At 57.9% G+C, this 18,524-nt stretch carries 17 protein-coding genes; 10 read left to right on the top strand and 7 right to left on the bottom strand.

Annotation, left to right across the window (positions count from 1 at the left end):
- Positions 1 to 10 precede the first annotated feature (10 nt).
- From E8M78_RS22825 to E8M78_RS22810, 4 genes are all read right to left on the bottom strand, one after another.
- Entirely contained in the window at positions 11 to 793 is a 783-nt protein-coding gene (locus E8M78_RS22825) for an ABC transporter permease (protein WP_137137211.1), read from the bottom strand.
- Entirely contained in the window at positions 790 to 1,680 is an 891-nt protein-coding gene (locus E8M78_RS22820; protein WP_137137210.1) for an ABC transporter permease subunit, read from the bottom strand. Before E8M78_RS22820 ends, E8M78_RS22825 begins: the two co-directional genes overlap by 4 nt.
- Before the next feature lie 114 nt (positions 1,681 to 1,794).
- Entirely contained in the window at positions 1,795 to 2,901 is a 1,107-nt protein-coding gene (locus tag E8M78_RS22815) for an ABC transporter substrate-binding protein (RefSeq protein WP_137137209.1), read from the bottom strand.
- A 135-nt stretch (positions 2,902 to 3,036) separates the two neighbouring features.
- Complete coding sequence (locus tag E8M78_RS22810) at positions 3,037 to 3,924, bottom strand: MurR/RpiR family transcriptional regulator (protein ID WP_137137208.1); 888 nt, start codon at positions 3,922 to 3,924, stop codon at positions 3,037 to 3,039.
- A gap of 173 nt (positions 3,925 to 4,097) precedes the next feature.
- On the opposite strand from E8M78_RS22810, the gene E8M78_RS22805 reads away from it, so the two are divergent.
- From E8M78_RS22805 to E8M78_RS22775, 7 genes are all read left to right on the top strand, one after another.
- A complete protein-coding gene (locus tag E8M78_RS22805) occupies positions 4,098 to 4,871 on the top strand; it encodes an N-formylglutamate amidohydrolase (protein ID WP_137137207.1) in 774 nt (257 codons plus the stop codon).
- Between the two features lie 101 nt (positions 4,872 to 4,972).
- A complete protein-coding gene (locus E8M78_RS22800) occupies positions 4,973 to 6,547 on the top strand; it encodes an amino acid permease (RefSeq protein ID WP_137137206.1) in 1,575 nt (524 codons plus the stop codon).
- Positions 6,548 to 6,615: 68 nt separating this feature from the next.
- Complete coding sequence (locus tag E8M78_RS22795) at positions 6,616 to 7,986, top strand: glutamine synthetase family protein (protein WP_137137205.1); 1,371 nt, start codon at positions 6,616 to 6,618, stop codon at positions 7,984 to 7,986.
- A gap of 92 nt (positions 7,987 to 8,078) precedes the next feature.
- Positions 8,079 to 9,458 (top strand): aldehyde dehydrogenase family protein, encoded by a 1,380-nt coding sequence (locus E8M78_RS22790; protein ID WP_137137204.1) that lies wholly within the window; start codon positions 8,079 to 8,081, stop codon positions 9,456 to 9,458.
- 6 nt (positions 9,459 to 9,464) lie between these two features.
- Positions 9,465 to 10,610: an iron-containing alcohol dehydrogenase gene (locus tag E8M78_RS22785; RefSeq protein WP_137137203.1), complete on the top strand. Its 1,146-nt coding sequence runs from the start codon at positions 9,465 to 9,467 to the stop codon at positions 10,608 to 10,610.
- A gap of 217 nt (positions 10,611 to 10,827) precedes the next feature.
- Complete coding sequence (locus E8M78_RS22780) at positions 10,828 to 11,544, top strand: ParA family protein (RefSeq protein WP_137137202.1); 717 nt, start codon at positions 10,828 to 10,830, stop codon at positions 11,542 to 11,544.
- A gap of 138 nt (positions 11,545 to 11,682) precedes the next feature.
- Entirely contained in the window at positions 11,683 to 12,285 is a 603-nt protein-coding gene (locus E8M78_RS22775; RefSeq protein ID WP_137137201.1) for a GNAT family N-acetyltransferase, read from the top strand.
- A gap of 43 nt (positions 12,286 to 12,328) precedes the next feature.
- On the opposite strand, the gene E8M78_RS22770 is transcribed toward E8M78_RS22775, so the two are convergent.
- Positions 12,329 to 13,693, bottom strand: a complete 1,365-nt coding sequence (locus E8M78_RS22770) for a L,D-transpeptidase (protein WP_246658456.1) — start codon at positions 13,691 to 13,693, stop codon at positions 12,329 to 12,331.
- A 236-nt stretch (positions 13,694 to 13,929) separates the two neighbouring features.
- On the opposite strand from E8M78_RS22770, the gene E8M78_RS22765 reads away from it, so the two are divergent.
- From E8M78_RS22765 to E8M78_RS22755, 3 genes are all read left to right on the top strand, one after another.
- Positions 13,930 to 14,769 carry a DUF4432 family protein gene (locus E8M78_RS22765; RefSeq protein WP_137137200.1) on the top strand — a complete coding sequence of 280 codons (840 nt, stop codon included), beginning with the start codon at positions 13,930 to 13,932 and terminating at the stop codon, positions 14,767 to 14,769.
- A gap of 91 nt (positions 14,770 to 14,860) precedes the next feature.
- Positions 14,861 to 15,199: a TIGR01244 family sulfur transferase gene (locus tag E8M78_RS22760; protein WP_137137199.1), complete on the top strand. Its 339-nt coding sequence runs from the start codon at positions 14,861 to 14,863 to the stop codon at positions 15,197 to 15,199.
- Positions 15,200 to 15,245: 46 nt separating this feature from the next.
- On the top strand, positions 15,246 to 15,587 hold the full coding sequence (locus tag E8M78_RS22755) for a RidA family protein (protein ID WP_062554116.1): 342 nt from the start codon (positions 15,246 to 15,248) through the stop codon (positions 15,585 to 15,587).
- Positions 15,588 to 15,650: 63 nt separating this feature from the next.
- On the opposite strand, the gene E8M78_RS22750 is transcribed toward E8M78_RS22755, so the two are convergent.
- Complete coding sequence (locus E8M78_RS22750; RefSeq protein ID WP_137137198.1) at positions 15,651 to 17,300, bottom strand: thiamine pyrophosphate-binding protein; 1,650 nt, start codon at positions 17,298 to 17,300, stop codon at positions 15,651 to 15,653.
- Positions 17,297 to 18,502 carry a CaiB/BaiF CoA-transferase family protein gene (locus tag E8M78_RS22745; protein WP_137137197.1) on the bottom strand — a complete coding sequence of 402 codons (1,206 nt, stop codon included), beginning with the start codon at positions 18,500 to 18,502 and terminating at the stop codon, positions 17,297 to 17,299. Before E8M78_RS22745 ends, E8M78_RS22750 begins: the two co-directional genes overlap by 4 nt.
- Between the last annotated feature and the right edge of the window lie 22 nt (positions 18,503 to 18,524).

Here is an 18,524-nt window from a genome sequence, read left to right as displayed (position 1 = left end):
CTAAAATTCCTCAAACCGGGCGCTGCGCGAATTTCTGCAGGCGGGAGACCAACTGGATCAGGCCAAGGCAGCCCCAGGTGATGACGAAGGCGATGACAGCGAGCGCTGCGGGCTCATAGGCACGGTTCGCACCGAGCAACTGCATGTATGGACCGAAGGCGGGACGGTTCAGAAGCGCCGCCATGGTAAACTCGCCGATGACAATGGCGAAGGTCAGGAAGGCACCGGAAAGCACTGCGACTAGCACGTTCGGCAGAATGATCCGGCCGATGATTGTAATCCAACCGGCACCCAGGCTCTGCGCTGCTTCCGTCAAAGTGGTGACGTCGATAGTTCGCAGACCGGTGTCGACCGCGCGGTACATATAGGGCAGGGCGAGCGTCGTATAGCCGAAGACCAGCAGCAGATCTGTGCCGAAGGCGCTACCCGTCAGCGGTAGCCAACTAGACGTATTGTAGAGACGGATGTAACCGAAAACGATGACAATGGCGGGGATAACCAGCGGCAGCAGCGTGATGAACTCGATATAAGGCCGTAGAAAAGGCAGCTTCAGCCGCACCCAATAGGCAGTTGGCACAACCAGCAATACGCCGACCAGAATGGTGAAGAGCGCCAGCGTGACCGAATAGGTGAAGGTTTCGCGGAATCGGTCGTCAGCGAAGACCTTCATATAGGCGTCGAACGAATATTCGCCGCGCCGCATCTTGAGCGAAAAGTTGGTCATGCCGACCAGCGGCAAAATGAAATACAGAAGGCCGACAGCGAGCGCGACCCAGGCCCAGAGACGCTTCATTTCATCCACCTTTCGCTGCGTGCACGCAACACGATGTAGATTGTGTTGGCAACGCCGGTGACAACGATCATGCCGAAGGCGAGCGCATAGCCGAGATGCGGATCGCCCAGAACATCGCCGCGGATCTGTGCGAACAAGAGGATCGGCACGATGCTCAGCGACGAGCCGGTCAAGGCGATGGCAGTTGCCACGGCTCCGAAGGAATTGGCAAACAAAAGCGCGAAAGTTCCGAGAATGGCAGGCGTCAGAATGGGTAGGGCGACCATACGCCAGTATTGCGCATTCGTTGCGCCCAGGATGGAGGCCGCTTCCCGCCATTCCTTCTTCAAACCGTCCAGTGCCGGTGTGATGATCAGGATCATCAGTGGGATCTGAAAGAAGAGGTAGGTGAGCGTCAGACCCCAGAACGAGAGGAGATTGAAGCCGAGCGCGCGCAGATTGATGCCAAGCTGCTGCTGCAGGAAAACGGTGACAATGCCCAAGGGACCAAGGGTGGCAAGAAAGGCGAAGGCAAGGGGCACGCCAGCGAAATTCGAGGCAACTCCGGAAAAGGTCAGCAATGGGCCACGAATCCAGCGCGGCAGGCCGCCCAGGACGACGGCTGCGGCAACCGCAAAGCCGATCAGACAGCCGAAAAAGGCCGATGCAACGCTGATGCGGATCGAAATTTCATAGGCCGCCATGATCGATGGCGTGAAAAGATTGACGATATTGTTGATCGTAAAGCTGCCATCGGGCCGCTGAAAGGCACCGACAACGATTCTCAGCGTCGGCAGTACCATGAAAAGCACGACGAATGTCGCGAAAGGCAGGACGCCAAGCCAGTGCAGGGGCAGTCGAAAGCGCTTTACCGGAGCAGAGGCCGCCGGTCGTAACTGTGTGGTCATTCCCCTGTTTCCCGCTCGTTGTGGTTCAACGTTATTGTTCGTGACATTTGTGATTATGACAGTTTTGCGATGCTGCCCTGGTCTTTGCAACCAGGGCAGCATCATGATCCAAACTTACTTTACGTTTGCGCCGACAACCTTGTCCCAGCCCGCGGTAACGGCTGCCTTGTTGTCATCAACTTCCTTCAGCGTCGGGAAGTAGGCCTTCTCATAGGCGGCAGCAGGCGGCAGCTTGTCCAGCAGATCCTTCGGAATCTTGTTGGCCTTCGCCATGGCGTTGAAGCGGATCGGGTGGCAATAGCCCTTCAGCCAGCCGAGCTGACCTTCGTCGGAATAGAGATGCTCCATCCACAGCTTCGCAGCATTCGGGTGCGGGGCGTAGGCAGAGATACCCTGCACGTAGACGCCAGCCAGAACGCCCTTTTCAGGCACGATAACTTCAACCGGCGGGTTTCCGGCCAGTTTGTCCTTGGCAGACAGTGCGTTGTAATCCCACATGACGACGATCGGAGTCGCGCCCTGTGCCAGCGTGCCAGCCTTGCCGATGACAGGTACGAAGTTTCCGGCTTTGTTCATCTCGGCAAAGTACTTCAGGCCAGCTTCACCTGCTTCCTTGCCAGCCTTTGCGCCCGTAGCCAGGCCTGCTGCCAGCACACCCAGAATAGCCTGGTTGGAGGCGCGCGGATCACCGGCGAGAGCGACTTGACCCGTATATTCCTTCTTCAGAAGGTCAGACCAGTCCTTCGGAGTGTTCTTGACCAGATCCTTGTTCACCAGCAAGGACATGACGCCGTAATAGTCGCCGTACCAGTAACCGTCGGCGTCCTTGACGTTGTCCGGGATCTCGTTCCAGGTCGATACCTTGTAAGGCTGCAGCAGGCCTTCCGCCTTCATCTGCGGACCGAAGGCCAGGCCGACGTCGACAACGTCAGGTGCCTGCGGGCCCTTGTTGTCCTTGTTTGCCTTGATGGCTTCGACTTCATCGGCCGAACCGGCATCCGGGTTCAGTTCGTTGACCTTGATTTCCGGATACTTCTTCTTGAAGGCAGCGATGACTTCGCCATAGCCGCACCAGTCATGGGGCAGGGCGATGGTGGTCAGCATGCCTTCCTTCTTGGCGGCTGCGATCAGTTCTGCGCTTGGTTCTGCGAGTGCCAGGCTGCTTGATGCAACCATGATTGCCGTGGTCAGTGACAGCAGTCTTTTGGTCTTGGTCATCACGATGTCCTCCGTTGTCTGGTTCGTGTGGGCGCAACTCGTAGTGCCACTTCATGAATGCAATGTGACACTTTAAACATCTAGGCCGCCGTGAAATGCTTATTGTCATTCGGCAGCTTTCCCCTTGTTTTTCTTGTACTAACGCTCCCTGTCAGGAGCAGTCCGCCGAAACAGCCGACTGCGTTCAAAAAGCGTTTCGAGAGCGTTCATGCGTTCTCTCGTTTTTTCCCACGTCGCGCTTTGAACGGCTTCGATCAGAGCCTCGACAGTGAAGAGTGTCACCACAGACGAATCCCAGGCCGATGGTGCCTCGATGCGCACTTTGAAAACATGTTGCGCATGGCGAGCCACCGGCGATGCCCAGACGTCTGTGAAAAGGATAATAACCACACCATTCGCCGCAGCCGTTTCTGCCAGCGTCGCCAACTCCTGCTCATAGCGACGTATGTCGAAAATAACGACAACGTCGCCTTCGCTCATGTTGAGCAGATATTGCGGCCAGGAACTGCGATTGGTGGAGATGAGGGTGGCGCGAGGTCGGATGACCTGCATATGCGTGAAGAAGTATTCGGCCAGAGCGCCGGTGATGCGGCCACCGACAAAGTAGACCGCACGTCTGTCATCCTTTAACAAGTCTGCCGCGGCATCGAAAGTCGCGACATCCATGGTCGACAAGGTTTCGCGCAGATTGTCGGTGATGGCGTCCGCGAACCGGTTCAGGATATGTGCCGTCGGCGCACCGGATGCCCAGCGATCATGCTTTGTGATCGGATTTGAAATGGTGGCTTCAAGTTCGACATGCAGGTGGGCCTGAAATTCCGGATAGCCCTTGTAGCCCAGTTTCTGCACCATGCGCGCAACAGTCGGGGTCGAGACGCCCGCATTGTCGGCAGTCGCAGTGATGCTGCCCAGCCCGGAAACGGGATAGTTCTCCAGCAGGCTGTCTGCGAGACGCTTTTCAGCCGGGGTCAACCCGTCATAGCGCTGACGGATTACCTCCAGCACGGTGTGCGATGGAGATGTCACTGGTCTTCAATTCCCCTTCCGGTCTGATGCCGGTTTAGCTCCAGTTAACATTTGTGACAGCCCAAGAGTCAATCCGGCGACTGAAAAGAAATTTTCAAAAAATCGTTGACGATGACAAGATGATGAAGAATTCTCTTCGCCACACCCTCAAGGCATGATGCTGGATCAAGGCAATGTTGGCGCAAACGGACTTCCTGACTGAACGCGACGGGCAACCGGTCGCTGTGGAAAATGCCGATGGGCGAAGCGCCGTTGTGCTGGTTTGCGAGCATGCTTCCCTGCGCCTGCCGGAGGCCGTTGGCACGTTGGGGCTTTCAGACGATGCGTTGTCATCGCACATCGCGTGGGATCCAGGCGCGCTGGCAGTCTCGAGGCTTATGTCCAAAAGCCTTGATGCTACGCTGATTTACCAGCGTTTTTCCCGGCTGGTCTATGATTGCAATCGTCCTCCGGAATCGCCAGCCGCCATGCGCGAGGTCAGTGAGGTCTTTTGTATTCCCGGAAACGAGAACCTGAGCGAGCAGGAGAAGGTGGCGAGGGCGCAGGCCCTCTATTTTCCTTTTCAGAACCGCATTCGTGATGAGATCGAGGCGCGTGCCACCCGCGGCCAACCTGCCGTACTGGTGACTGTGCATTCGTTCACGCCGGTCTATTTCGGCAAGCCGCGTGAGGTTGAAATCGGGATACTGCACGATACCGACAGCCGTCTTGCCGATCGAATGCTGGCGGCCGCTGCAGACACCTCACTCTATCGTATTGAGCGCAATGAACCATATGGTCCGGCGGATGGCGTTACTCATACGCTTGAGCTTCATGCCCTGCCGAACGGGCTTTTGAATGTGATGATCGAGATGCGCAACGATTTGATAGAAGACGAAGTTGGCCAAGGGGTCGTGGCTGATTTTCTGACCGGCCTGTTGCGGGAAAGCCTGAAGCAGCCGGACTAAAAGAAGACCCTGGGAGACAGTTGTTGGCGTGCCCGCAACCAGAAGGGGGCGGGAGAGAATTCGAGGCCGTTCAGGCGGCCATTCGATAACAGGGGAACGTCATGTCAAATTATACGGAGAATGACAAGAAAGAGGACGTGCAGATCCTGCACTCCATGGGCTATGCGCAGGAACTGGAACGGCGCATGAGTTCCTTTTCCAATTTCGCGATTTCCTTTTCAATCATCTGCATTCTGTCCGGTGGTATCAATTCGCTGGGGCAGGCAACAGCGGGCGCCGGTGGCGCCTCCATCGGCATAGGCTGGCCGCTGGGCTGCCTGATCTCTGGCATCTTCGCGCTGGGTCTTGCCCAGATCAGCTCGGCCTATCCCACCGCAGGCGGCCTCTATCACTGGGGCTCCATTCTGGGTAACCGCTTCACCGGCTGGCTTTCGGCTTGGCTGAACCTGCTTGGTCTTGTGACCGTTCTCGGCGCGATCAACGTCGGTACTTTCTACTTCTTCTTCGGGGCCTTCGGCTCCACGTTCGGAATTGAAGACACGCTGACGCACCGTGTGCTGTTCGTGGCCGTCATCACCGCGCTTCAGGCCCTGATCAACCATTTCGGTATCGGTCTCACGGCAAAGCTGACGGATTTTTCCGGCTATCTGATCCTGGCCACTGCCGTGATCCTCACTGTGGTTTGCCTTGCCAGTGCGCCATCCTATGAGTTCGCGCGACTCTTTACGTTCGGAAATTACACCGGCCAGCCGACGATGGCAGCCGATGGCAGCATGACGGGCGCTGCCGTCTGGCCAACGGCTGTGTCTGGCGGCATGGCGTTTCTGCTGGGTCTTCTGCTGCCGATCTACACCATCACAGGCTATGATGCTTCGGCCCATACGTCCGAAGAAACGGTGAAGGCTGCCGTTTCGGTTCCAAAGGGCATGGTTTCCTCCGTCATCTGGTCGACTGTGTTCGGTTATATCATGCTGTGCTCGTTTGTGCTGATGCTGCCGAACATGGATGACGCCGCCAAGCAAGGCTGGAACGTGTTCTTCTGGGCCATGGATGCCCAGGTAAACGGTAGCGTTAAGACCATCCTTTACGTGTTGATCTTCCTTGCACAGCTTCTTTGCGGACTGGCGACCGTCACTTCTCTGTCGCGCATGATCTATGCGTTCTCGCGTGACAAGGGACTTCCGGCCTCATCTACCCTTGCAAAGGTCAGCAGCAAGTACCGGAGCCCCGTGGCAGCGATCTGGACAGGTGCAATCCTGGCCGTTCTGTTCGTCTGGTTCACGTCTGCCATCACGATTGCGGGGACGCCTGCCTATTCCATCGTCGTATCCTGCACGGTCATCTTCATCTTCCTGTCCTTCGTACTGCCAATCGCCCTTGGATTTGCGGCTATCGGCACGTCGAAATGGCCGGTGATGGGCCCCTGGAACATGGGGGTCGGCGCCTACAAGCTTGTTGCCATTCTCGCTGTGGTTTCGATGGCCATCATCTTCTACATCGGGGTCCAGCCGCCAAATGACTGGGCGCTTGAAATCACGCTCGGCTTCCTGGTTCTGACCGCCATCGTCTGGTTCGGCTTCGAGAACCGCCGCTTCCAGGGCCCGCCGATCGGCGATGCCATTGCCAAGCGCAAGGAGCAGATCGCCGCTGCGGAGGCGGCCGTCGGCGAAGCGTGAAATTTGAATACCAATCACCGCCGCACGGGAGGTGCGGCGGTTTTCCATTCGAGAACGGATAAAGAAAAATGAGCTCGACCTATACTTTCGACGACCTGAAGATCGATGTTGCCGCCGGACGGATCGACACCGTTGTCGCTGCGCAGGTGGACATGCAGGGCCGCCTGATGGGCAAGCGCTTCCAGGCAGAATATTTCGTCGAAAGCGCCTGGAAGGAAACGCATAGCTGCAACTATCTGCTGGCGACCGACATGGAGATGGAGACCGTCTCTGGCTACAAATCAACCAGTTGGGAGAAGGGCTATGGCGATTATACCATGAAGCCGGACCTTTCGACGCTGCGCAAGATTCCCTGGCTCGAAGGAACGGCGCTGGTGCTCTGCGATGTTCTTGACCACCACACCCATGAGGAAGTGCCGCACTCGCCGCGCGCCATTTTGAAAAAACAGGTCAAGCGGCTGGAAGACATGGGCTTCACGGCCTTCATGGCGACCGAGCTGGAATTCTTCCTGTTTGATCAGAGCTTTGAGTCGGCGCGCGAAAGCGGCTATCGCAACCTGAAGCTCGCCAGCGGCTATAACGAGGATTATCACATCTTCCAGACGACCAAGGAAGAAGAGGTCATGCGCGCCATCCGTACCGGTCTGCAAGGGGCCGGTGTGCCGGTGGAAAATTCCAAGGGGGAGGCCTCTGCCGGTCAGGAAGAGATCAATGTGCGCTATGCGCAAGCGCTGACGATGGCCGACCGCCACGTCATCATCAAGAACGGTGTCAAGGAGATCGCCTGGACCAAAGGCAAGGCAGCAACCTTCCTTGCCAAGTGGAACTATACGGCGGCAGGCTCTTCCTCGCACATCCACCAGTCGCTCTGGAGCGCCGACGGCAAGACGCCACTCTTCTACGACAAGGACGCCGAACACGGCATTTCGCCGCTGATGAAGAACTACATTGCTGGTCTGCTGGCCCACGCCTCAGAGATTACCTATTTCCTCGCGCCCTACATCAATTCCTACAAGCGCTTCGTGGCTGGAACATTTGCGCCGACCAAGATCGTGTGGAGCAAGGATAACCGCACGGCAGGCTTCCGGTTGTGCGGGGAAGACACCAAGGGTATTCGCATCGAATGCCGCGTCGGCGGCTCGGATCTGAACCCCTATCTAGCCATGGCGGCTTTGCTCGCGGCAGGCATCGAGGGTATCAAGAACGGAATGGAGCTTGAGCCTGCTTTCGTCGGAGATGCCTATGGCGGCAAGGGTGTGCGGGAAATTCCGCGCACATTGCGCCATGCAACTGAGCTGTTGCGCAATTCTGCCATGCTGCGGGAGGCATTCGGTGACGATGTCATCGACCATTATGTGCGAGCAGCTGAATGGGAGCAGGAAGAATATGACCGCCGCATCACCGATTGGGAAGTGGCGCGCGGTTTCGAGCGGGCCTAAAGCCCACGGTCTGTCTGGCCGGTTAAGCAGCTATGTCATCATGGCAGCGGCGGTGCCGCTGTCATTTTTTGAAGGGTAACAGGAAAACGATCATGACAATGATCCAATGTATCTCGCCGGTAGATGGTTCGGTCTATGCCGAACGGCCTGCCAGTTCTCTGGAAGCTGCCAGCGAAGTGGTCGCCCGCTTGCGTCGGGCGCAGAAGGACTGGGCCAAGCGCCCGCTGGAGGACCGCGTTCAACTGGTGATGAAGGGCGTCGCACGCCTGAACGAGATGGTGGACGAGGTCGTGCCGGAACTGGCATGGCAGATGGGGCGCCCCGTTCGCTATGGCGGTGAGTTCAAGGGTTTCAACGAGCGCTCCAACTATGTGGCAAGCGTGGCTGCCGAGGCGCTGGCGCCAATCCAGATCGAGAGCAGCGCCGCCTTTACGCGCCGCATCGAGCGCGAGCCGCATGGCGTCGTCTTCGTCATCGCACCGTGGAACTACCCCTACATGACGGCAATCAACACGGTCGCTCCTGCATTGATGGCTGGCAATACGGTCATCATCAAGCATGCTGCACAGACACTGCTGGTCGGTGAACGCATGGTGCGCGCCTTCGTGGAAGCCGGCGTGCCGGAAGACGTGTTCCAGAACCTGTTCCTCGACCACGCCACCAGCGAGAAGCTGATTGCCGCCGGTTCGTTCAACTTCATCAATTTCACCGGGTCTGTCGCAGGTGGCCGTGCGGTGGAGAAAGCCGCTGCCGGAACCTTTACCGGCATGGGGCTGGAGCTGGGCGGAAAGGATCCGGGCTATGTGATGGAAGACGCGGATCTGGATGCCGCCGTCGACACGCTGATGGATGGCGCGACGTTCAATTCCGGCCAGTGCTGCTGCGGCATCGAGCGCATCTATGTGCATGAGAGCCTCTATGATGCCTTCGTCGAGAAATCAGTTGCCTGGGTTTCCAACTACAAGCTCGGTAATCCGCTGGACAAAGAAACCTCCCTCGGACCGATGGCCAATGTGCGTTTCGCCAAGACGGTGCGCCAACAGGTGGCGGATGCGGTTGCCAAGGGTGCAAAGGCGCTGGTCGATCCGAAACTGTTCCCGCAGGACGATGGCGGCGCCTATCTGATGCCGCAGATCCTGGTGGACGTGGACCACTCCATGGAGTTCATGCGCGAGGAGACATTCGGTCCTGCCGTAGGCATCATGAAGGTGAAGAGCGATGCTGAGGCGCTCGACCTGATGAATGATTGCAAATACGGGCTCACCGTTTCGCTCTGGACCAAGGATGAGGAACGCGCTTCCCGCATCGGCACCGAACTCGAAACTGGCACGGTCTTCATGAACCGTTGTGATTATCTCGATCCGGCACTGGTCTGGACGGGTGTGAAGGAAACCGGACGCGGTGGCTCGCTCTCCGTCCTCGGCTTCCACAACCTGACCCGTCCGAAGTCCTATCACCTCAAGAAAGCCTGAGACGCCATGAACATCACCGCAAACTGGAGCTACCCGACCGCCGTCAAGCTTGGCCGCGGCCGCATCAAGGAACTGGCGGACGCCTGCAAATCGCTGGGTATGAAGAAGCCGCTGCTGATCACCGACCGCGGACTCGCCAATATGGCGATCACGCAAGGGGCGCTGGACGTGCTGGAAGAGGCGGGCCTTGGCCGCGCCATCTTCGCGGATGTCGATCCCAACCCGAATGAGAAGAACCTCGAAGCGGGCATCAAGGCATTCCGCGCGGGTGGGCATGATGGCGTCGTTGCTTTCGGTGGTGGCTCCGGCCTCGATCTTGGCAAGTGCGTTGCTTTCATGGTCGGCCAGGATCGTCCGGTCTGGGACTTCGAGGATATTGGCGACTGGTGGACGCGTGCGAAGGTGGAAGGAATCGCTCCGATCGTTGCGGTTCCGACAACGGCAGGCACCGGTTCGGAAGTGGGCCGCGCTTCCGTCATCACCAATTCGGTGACCCATGTAAAGAAGATCATCTTCCACCCGAAGTTCCTGCCGGGTGTCGTGATCAGCGATCCGGAACTGACGGTCGGCATGCCGAAGGCAATCACGGCTGGAACGGGGATGGACGCCTTCGCCCATTGCCTTGAAGCCTATTGCTCGCCCTTCTATCACCCAATGAGCCAGGGCATTGCGCTGGAAGGCATGCGACTGGTGAAGGAATTCCTGCCACGCGCCTACCACGAAGGCACGGATATCGAGGCCCGCACCAACATGATGGCGGCCGCTGCCATGGGTGCCGTCGCGTTCCAGAAGGGTTTGGGGGCCATCCACGCGCTGTCCCACCCCATCGGTGCCGTCTACAACACGCATCATGGCATGACGAATGCCGTCGTGATGCCGCCTGTGCTGAAGTTCAATCGTTCGAAGATCGAGTACAAAATCGAGCGTGCTGCCGCCTATCTCGGAATCGCGGGCGGCTTCGACGGCTTCTACGACTATGTACTGAAGCTTCGTGCGGAACTGCATGTGCCTGACAACCTGACGGCGATGGGTATTCAGCCGGACCGAATCGACGAACTTTCCGCCATGGCGATTGAAGACCCGTCCTGCGGCGGTAATCCGGTGACGCTGACGTTGGAAAATACCAAGCAGCTTTTCCGCGACTGCTTCTGAAAGCCGACGATTACCAAGAAAAGGGAGGTCCGGTAAGCTGCCGGACCTCTTTTTGCGAGCATCTTTGTGCGCGCCCAATCCTAAGTTCTGTTAGGTAAATTAACGTATTATGAATTTACACATCGTTAACCCTGTTTGGAGAAACTTTACTTCAAGAGCACATGTTCCGGTGCTCGTTTGAGCGATGCGGCTCGATTACAGACGAGGATGCCGATTTATGCCCGTGATTTCTTTCGCGAATGCCAAGGGTGGGGCAGGCAAAACCACCGCAGCACTGCTACTTGCCACCGAACTCGCTCACCAAGGCTATCGGGTCACGCTGATTGATGCGGATCCCCAACGTTGGATCAGCCAATGGCACGAGATGTCCGGTGCCGTGCGCAACATCTCCATTATTACAGAAGTATCTGTCGCGTCTCTGCAGTGTCATCTGCGCGAGATGGCGGGACAGACGGATTACTTTGTTATCGACCTTGCTGGCGCGCGCGACGCCTTGGTGACGACGGCGCTTGGCCTCTCCGACCATGTGTTCATCCCGGTGCAGGGATCAGCCATGGATGCGAAGGGAGCGGCACAGATCCTCGACCTTCTGGCGCTGATGAAGGAGAAGGCAGGCCATGCGGTGGCTCACTCCGTGGTGCTGACCCGCGTCACGCCCATGGTCACGACCCGCTCGCTTCTCGCGATCAAGGGCCTGCTGGCTCAGCGCGGTGTGAACGTGCTGAATACGCCGATTGGCGAACGCACGGCCTTCCGCGAATTGTTCGAAGTGGGCGGTACGCTCTATACGCTGGATGCGGCAAAGGTTTCCAACCTCGAGAAGGCCCGCGAAAACATTCGTGCGCTGGCGGATGAGGTGAAGCGCCTGATGCCCATGCGCATCGTGCGCTCCGGCGTAGGGCGCGTGTTGAACTTCAATCGTTCAGCGGCTTGAACGGAGAAGACACGGCTCTCTGTCTTAAGTGGAACGCCAGTAGCTTAGCTGATCAAAAGGTTGCATTTTTTCAACCTGTTAGCCTGCCAGCCGTGCGGTTGGCGGGCTGTTTATTATATCAAGAATTGGAGAAATCCATTGTCCTCCTCCCCTCATATCGCGCCAGTAAACCTTCGTCCGGCATCCGTAAACGATTGTGCTCATCTTGTGCTTTTCGCTGACATGGCGACCCGCCGCCTCACATCATTCCTGTGGGCGTTATCGGCTTGGCCGGGGCAATCAGCATTCGAAGTGGGCCGGAATATCATTCGCAACGACAGCAACCATTTTACCCATTTTCAAAATTGGCTGCTTGCGGACATTAATGCCGAGATTGTTGGCGGCTTCAACGGATACATCATTCCTGTGAGTGCCAAGTCACCTCAGGCCGGACCGGAGCATCTTGTTCCGCTGAATGAGTTGAAGGCAATGGTGGTCGGAAGCTGGTACATTTCGGCGCTCGCGATTTATCCTGAGCATCAGCGCAAGGGGCTGGGTAGCGTTCTGCTGGCCGAAGCCGAGCGTCTAGCCAGAATAAAATACGCAACGCAACTTTCTCTTCTCGTCGGTAGTTTTAATTCCACTGCCTACGCGCTGTATAAGAAAGCCGGCTTTGCTGAGCTTGATCGAAGGCAGTTTCTTCCCTTCCCCGGTTCAGATGAGCAGGGAGAGTGGGTTTTGATGGCGAAGGATTTGGTCTGAGCATTGATCGTGGCTGTCATCAGGTCCCATCAATCTCGCCTGATCAATCCACGAACTCCACCACCGTTCCCCGCTTCACCATCTTGGCAAGCTCCGTCGCGTCCCAGTTCGTCAGGCGAATGCAGCCATGGCTATTCGTCTTGCCAATCTTTGAGGGTTCCGGTGTGCCGTGAATGCCGTAGGTGGGCTTGGAGAGCGCGATCCACACAGAACCGACCGGACCGTTAGGCCCTGGCGGGATCTGAAGGATCTTGTCGTTATTGCCCTGCTTGAAGTTGATTTTCGGATTATATGTATAGCCCGGATTGAGGGCGATACGCTCAACCGTGTGCGTCCCACTGGGCGAAGGCGTGTCCGATGAGCCGATGGTTGCAGGATAGGCAGCGATCAGGCGACCGTCCGCGCCATAGGCGAAAACCTGCTTTTTGGCCTTGTTTGCAACAACGCGAACCACTTCGCCGGTCTTCGGTTGGCCCGGATTGATGACCTTGATGATCGAGCCGGGGACTGAAAAATCGACACCGGGATTGAGCGACTTCAGATATTCCTCATCCATGTGAAAACGCTCGGCCAATGCTTCGGTCACTGACGTGAAGGACATAGCCGGAAGTTGCGCCTTGTGAGCGTAATCGTCTGGAATGGAAGCCACATAGGGGCCCGCGGCATCAGCTGCGGTGATCGTGTAATCCACGATTGGCAAGCCGCCCTCATAGGTCAGGCGCTGCATGATGTCTTCGGAATTGTTCGGATCCAGCGTCTCGCCGGTCATTTCCTGCCAGGCAGCGACAGCCTTGTTAACGTTATCGCCCAGATGGCCGTCGATCACACCGGGAGAAATGCCCTGCCGGTCAAGGAACACTTGAAGGGCAGCAATCTCCGCCTGCGGCTTCTTGGTAACGGCGATGATGGGCTTGTTGGTCGAAGGCGCGATGTTGGGCTGCGGAAGCGCGCGCTGCGGCTCTATGCTGGCGTCTTCCTGCCCGTCATCCAGTATGGCGCCATCGGCATCCAAAGGCAGGCGATCAATGGATGCATCACGCGGAATGGAACCCGTCACCTCTCCGGGCTCACCGGGTCGGTACTGGCGGTAATCCTGATAGCCGCCACCGCGCGCGCTCTGGCCGTAACGATCATTGTAGCGGGGAGCGTATGGGTCCTGACGGCCATAACCGCCAGCGGATGGGTCGTAGCGATTGCCTCCGCCGTAGGAATCATTGCGCATCTCCGTGGCAACCAGATTGCCCCAGTGATCAAGATAGACACGGCGGCCCATATTGTCCCTGCTGATCACGACGTCGCGGCTATCTGGTGTGTAATCCAGGATGGCGCCGTCGGGAGCGACCAGCACGACGTTAGAAGGCGAACGCACATAGCGTGTTTGCGCAAGGGCAGGGGATGCCACCTGCACACTGACGAGGGCTGCAATGCCGAGGCTTGTCACAAATAAGCGCTTCACGATATCACCGTTAGAGAACACGAATGGAAACGGCGAATCCGCCGTCGCGTTCCACCCCACCTTGCCGCCTTGTGTCAGACAGCCCGATTTTGACGCAAGTGTGGAAAAGATAAAAAATTAGGGTGAATGCGAGCTTAACGTGAACATTTTATAAGGCTGTGCGCCAGTCACAGCTCTGGGAGGCGATTGTGAAACAGTTTTCTGCAGGCCGTGGGCCGATCATCCATCTGGATCCAACGAGCGTCATGGATATCGGCAGCTGTATCGTGGGTGGAACCGACATCGCCCCCGGTCGTGCCATTCCCGATGATGGCGATCCGCGGATCGATCATTCGCTGGAAGGCTTCCTCTTCACCTGCGGGCCTGATCATATCCGTCATCCTGTTCCGATCGATGGCGATGCCTCAGGTAAGCGCTATCCGTTGCATGGATCCTACTCCTCCCATCCGGCGGAAATCCTGTTCTGGGATACGCTGGGCGACGATGCGGAATGTACTGCGCGGATCAAGGTCGAGACTGCCGATGGCGGTTCCGTCCTGCTTGACCGCCATTGGCGGATGAATGGCGAAACCGGCGAAGTTTGCCTCTCCGACAAAGTGACCAATGTTGGGGATAAGCCTGTCGCGAAGGTCCACATGTACCACATGAACATTGGTGCATGGCTGTTTGACGAGAATGTGCGGCTTGGTGGCGCCATGCTGGAAGGCGGTGGTTTTGCCTGGAACTTTGGCGAAGAGCCGGGCAGCGTCTTCTGTGTCCGGGCCCGTGTTGGCGGCGAGGATTGGGCAGAGGTGTCGCTTGGCCCGATTGCCAGCCTTGGCGGCGTGACGCTGCGTGTGAAGTTTCTGACGAGCACGCTCCCCTATCTGCAGGTGTGGCGAAACCAGAAGCAACCGGCACATGTGCTGGGCATCGAGCCCGTGTCGCACCGCCTGGCAAGCCGCGAAGAACTGGCCCGGTCAGGAGAGCTGGAGATGTTGAAGCCGGGTGAAAGCGCAGACTACGCGCTTCGCTTCAGCTTTGTTTGAGCAAGCCCAGCGATTGACGGCACCGCGATTGACGGGGACGAGCCTGCGTCGTAATTGAAAGCCCAACATTTTCCTAGCCGGAGGCTGAACCATGGATATCCGCCAGATCAACGACGAGTATTCCGTCACAGGGCAGATTCTTCCCAGCGATCTCGACCAGATCAAGGCTCTGGGTTTCAAGTCCATCGTCTGCAATCGCCCGGATGAAGAAGAGCCGGGGCAGCCTTCCTTTGCCGAGATTGCGGCGCGCGCCAAGGAACTTGGCCTCGACATCGCGCATGTGCCGGTTGGTCGGATGGGCGTCGATGCGGATGCCGTAAAGGGCATGGTGGATGCGCTGGATGAATTTCCGCGCCCCATGCTGGGCTACTGCCGCTCCGGCGCGCGCTCGACCGCCATTTACGAGAAGAGCCTGCATCTGCGCGGCTGAATTCTGTTCAAGACTTTCTGTAAGCTCAATTCATTGGGAGCATTCCATGAGCATCAAGCGTATCGAACCCGGCAAGCGCATGAGCGGCGCCGTCGTTCACGGCAACACGGTATATCTGGCTGGTCAGGTTGGTGAAGGCGCAAGCGTCACCGAACAGTCCAAGTCGGCTCTGGCTGAAGTTGACCGCCTGCTGGCTGCTGCCGGTTCGGACAAGTCCAAGATTCTTCAGACGATCATCTATCTGTCGGATATGTCGACCTTCGGCGAAATGAACGCCGTCTGGGAAAGCTGGATCGATCCGGCGAACCCGCCAGCCCGCGCGACGAGCGAAGCTGCTCTTGCCACGCCGGATTACAAGGTTGAGTTCATCGTTACGGCTGCGCTGTAATCAGCGCCTGACATATTGATTCAAAAGCCCGGTGGATCGGTTTGATCCGCCGGGCTTTTTTGTTCAAGTCTTGTTTCTGATCTGCGTCAGGGTTCGCGTCGGCGTGATGGCTTCCGGCGACAGCATGACCTCGATGATGGCTGGTTTGCCGCTGGCGCGTGCCCGCTCGAAGGCCGGACCGAACTCATCGGTCTTAGACACCCGCTCGCCATGGCCGCCATAGGCTTGCGCGAACGCCACGAAGTCCGGATTGACCAGATCGGTGCCGCTGACACGGCCCGGGTAATCGCGTTCCTGATGCATGCGGATCGTGCCATAGGTTCCGTTGTTGACCAGCACAGTGATGATCGGCAGGCCATAGCGCACGGCGGTGATGAATTCCTGGCCATGCATCATGAAGCAGCCATCGCCTGCAAAGCATATGACCTCCCGTTCCGGGAACAGCGCCTTGGCCGCAACGGCGGCAGGCAGGCCATAGCCCATGGACCCCGAAGTCGGTGCGGACTGGGTGTTATAGGCCTGGAAGCGGTGGAAGCGATGCAGCCAGGTGGCGTAGTTGCCAGCGCCATTGGTGAAGACGGCGGTCTTCGGCACATTGGCCTCAATCCAGTTCATGATCGGGCCCATCTGCACATCGCCCGGTCCGGTTTCCGGCGGCGTGGACCAGCGCAGATAGGCCTCATGCATGGAGGTGGTACGCTCTGCCCAGACAGGTTGCGCCGGTGCTTCCAGATCCTTGATCGCTTCTACGAATTCCGCCGGTGCAGCAACAATTGCGAGATCGGGGCGATAGATGCGGCCAAGCTCCTCCGGGTCCGGGAAGATGTGGACGATTTTCTGCGACGGGTAGGGGATATCCAGCAGCGTATAGCCGGAGGAAGGCATTTCCGACATGCGGCTGCCAAGCAGCACGATGAGATCCGACTCCTTGATTTCTTTTGCAAGTGCAGGGTTGATGCCGATGCCGACATCGCCTGCGTAAGAAGCATGCGTGTGGTTGAACAGCATCTGGCGGCGGAAGGAGCAACCGACGGGAATACGGAACTTTTCGGCAAAGCTCTGGAAGTCGGCAACGGCCTCTTCATTCCACCGCGTACCGCCGATGATGAACATGGGCCGCTTGGCTTCGCTCAGCATCTGTCCGAACGCTTTGACCTGCGATGCGCCGGGGTGGCTTTCGACGCGGGTATAGGGCTTGGCTTCCGGTGCTTCCACCGTATCGCGCAACATATCTTCCGGCAGGGTGAGCACGACGGGGCCGGGGCGGCCGGAGGTGGCGACGGCAAAGGCGCGGGTCACGAATTCCGGAATACGACGGGCATCATCGATCTCGCCAACCCATTTGGCAAATTCGGTAAAGGCGCGGCGATATTCCACTTCCTGAAACGCCTCGCGTTCGCGCGCATCGCGCTGAACCTGTCCAATGAAGAGGATCATCGGGATCGAGTCCTGCATGGCGACGTGCAGGCCGGCAGAAGCGTTGGTTGCGCCCGGACCACGAGTCACCATGCAGATACCCGGTTCACCTGTCAGGCGACCCCAGCTATCGGCCATCATGGCAGCGCCGCCTTCCTGACGGCAAATCATCACCTCGACGCCGCTGTCATAAAGCGCATCGAGAACGGCGAGATAGCTTTCGCCAGGAACACAGGAAACGCGTTTAACGCCGTTGGCCTTCAATGCATCGACAATAAGTTGGCCGCCGGTCTTCATGCCTGTTTCCTCTCCTGTTTTTTTGCCTCAAGTTCTGCGAGGACTTCATCTGTATGTTCGCCAAGTGCAGGGCTTGGTCTGTGATAGGTCAATGGTGTTTCGGACAGAATGATCGGCGTGCGTACGCCCGGAATGACCGTGCCATCCTGTGCGGCGAGATCGATCTTCAATTCGCGCGCCTTGATTTGCGGATCTTCGAACATCTCGTCGATCGAGTTGATCGGGCCGGCGGGCACCGCATTCTCGCCGCAGGCGGCCAGCAGGTCCGCCTTGGTCCATGTCTGGGTTTTCGCGATCACAGCGGCGCGGACTGCATCGCGGTTTGCCACACGCGCCTTGTTGGTGGCGAAGCGCTCGTCTGCACTCATTTCTTCAAGCCCCAAGATCTTGCAGAGCCGCGCGAATTGGCCGTCATTGCCGACGGCGAGAATGAGATGGCCGTCTGCCGTCGGAACCACTTCATAGGGGCTGATATTGGGGTGGGCATTGCCGAGCCGCACCGGTGCCTTGCCCGAAATCAGGTAGTTCATATTCTGGTTGGCAAGAACTGCAGACATGACATCCAGAAGTGCCATATCCACATGCTGGCCTTGCCCTGTTTTCAGCGCATGAATGAGGGCTGCCTGAATAGCGGTGACGGCGTAAATGCCCGTGAATATATCGGCAATGGCAACGCCCGCCTTCATCGGTTCGCCATCCGGTGCGCCGGTGATTGACATGAAGCCGGACATGCCCTGCACGATGTAATCGTAACCAGCCAATGCAGCATAGGGACCGTTCTGGCCAAAGCCGGTGATGGAGCAATAGACCAGCTTCGGGTTGATGGCCTTGAGGCTCTCATAATCAAGACCGTATTTCTTCAAGCCACCCAGCTTGAAGTTCTCGATGATGACATCGGCATCTTGCACCAGTTCGCGAACGGTTTCCTGACCTTCAGGCGTACTGAAGTCAACCGCCACAGATCGTTTGCCGCGATTGGTGGAGTGATAGTAGGCGGCAGAGAGATTGTCTCCTTGCACGCCCTCTACGAAAGGAGGACCCCAGGCGCGGGTGTCATCCCCGCCGTTCGGGTTCTCGACCTTGATGACATCGGCACCGAGATCGGCCAGCATCTGGCCAGCCCATGGACCGGCGAGAACGCGAGCGAGCTCGATAACGCGTATGCCGTGTAAAGGGGCGGCGTTGGAGGGTGAGGCAATCATGATGGGACGACAAGCTCCGCCT

Source organism: Rhizobium sp. FKY42, from assembly GCF_005222835.1.
GTDB lineage: Bacteria > Pseudomonadota > Alphaproteobacteria > Rhizobiales > Rhizobiaceae > Neorhizobium.
This window is presented reverse-complemented; position numbering and strand designations above follow the sequence as displayed.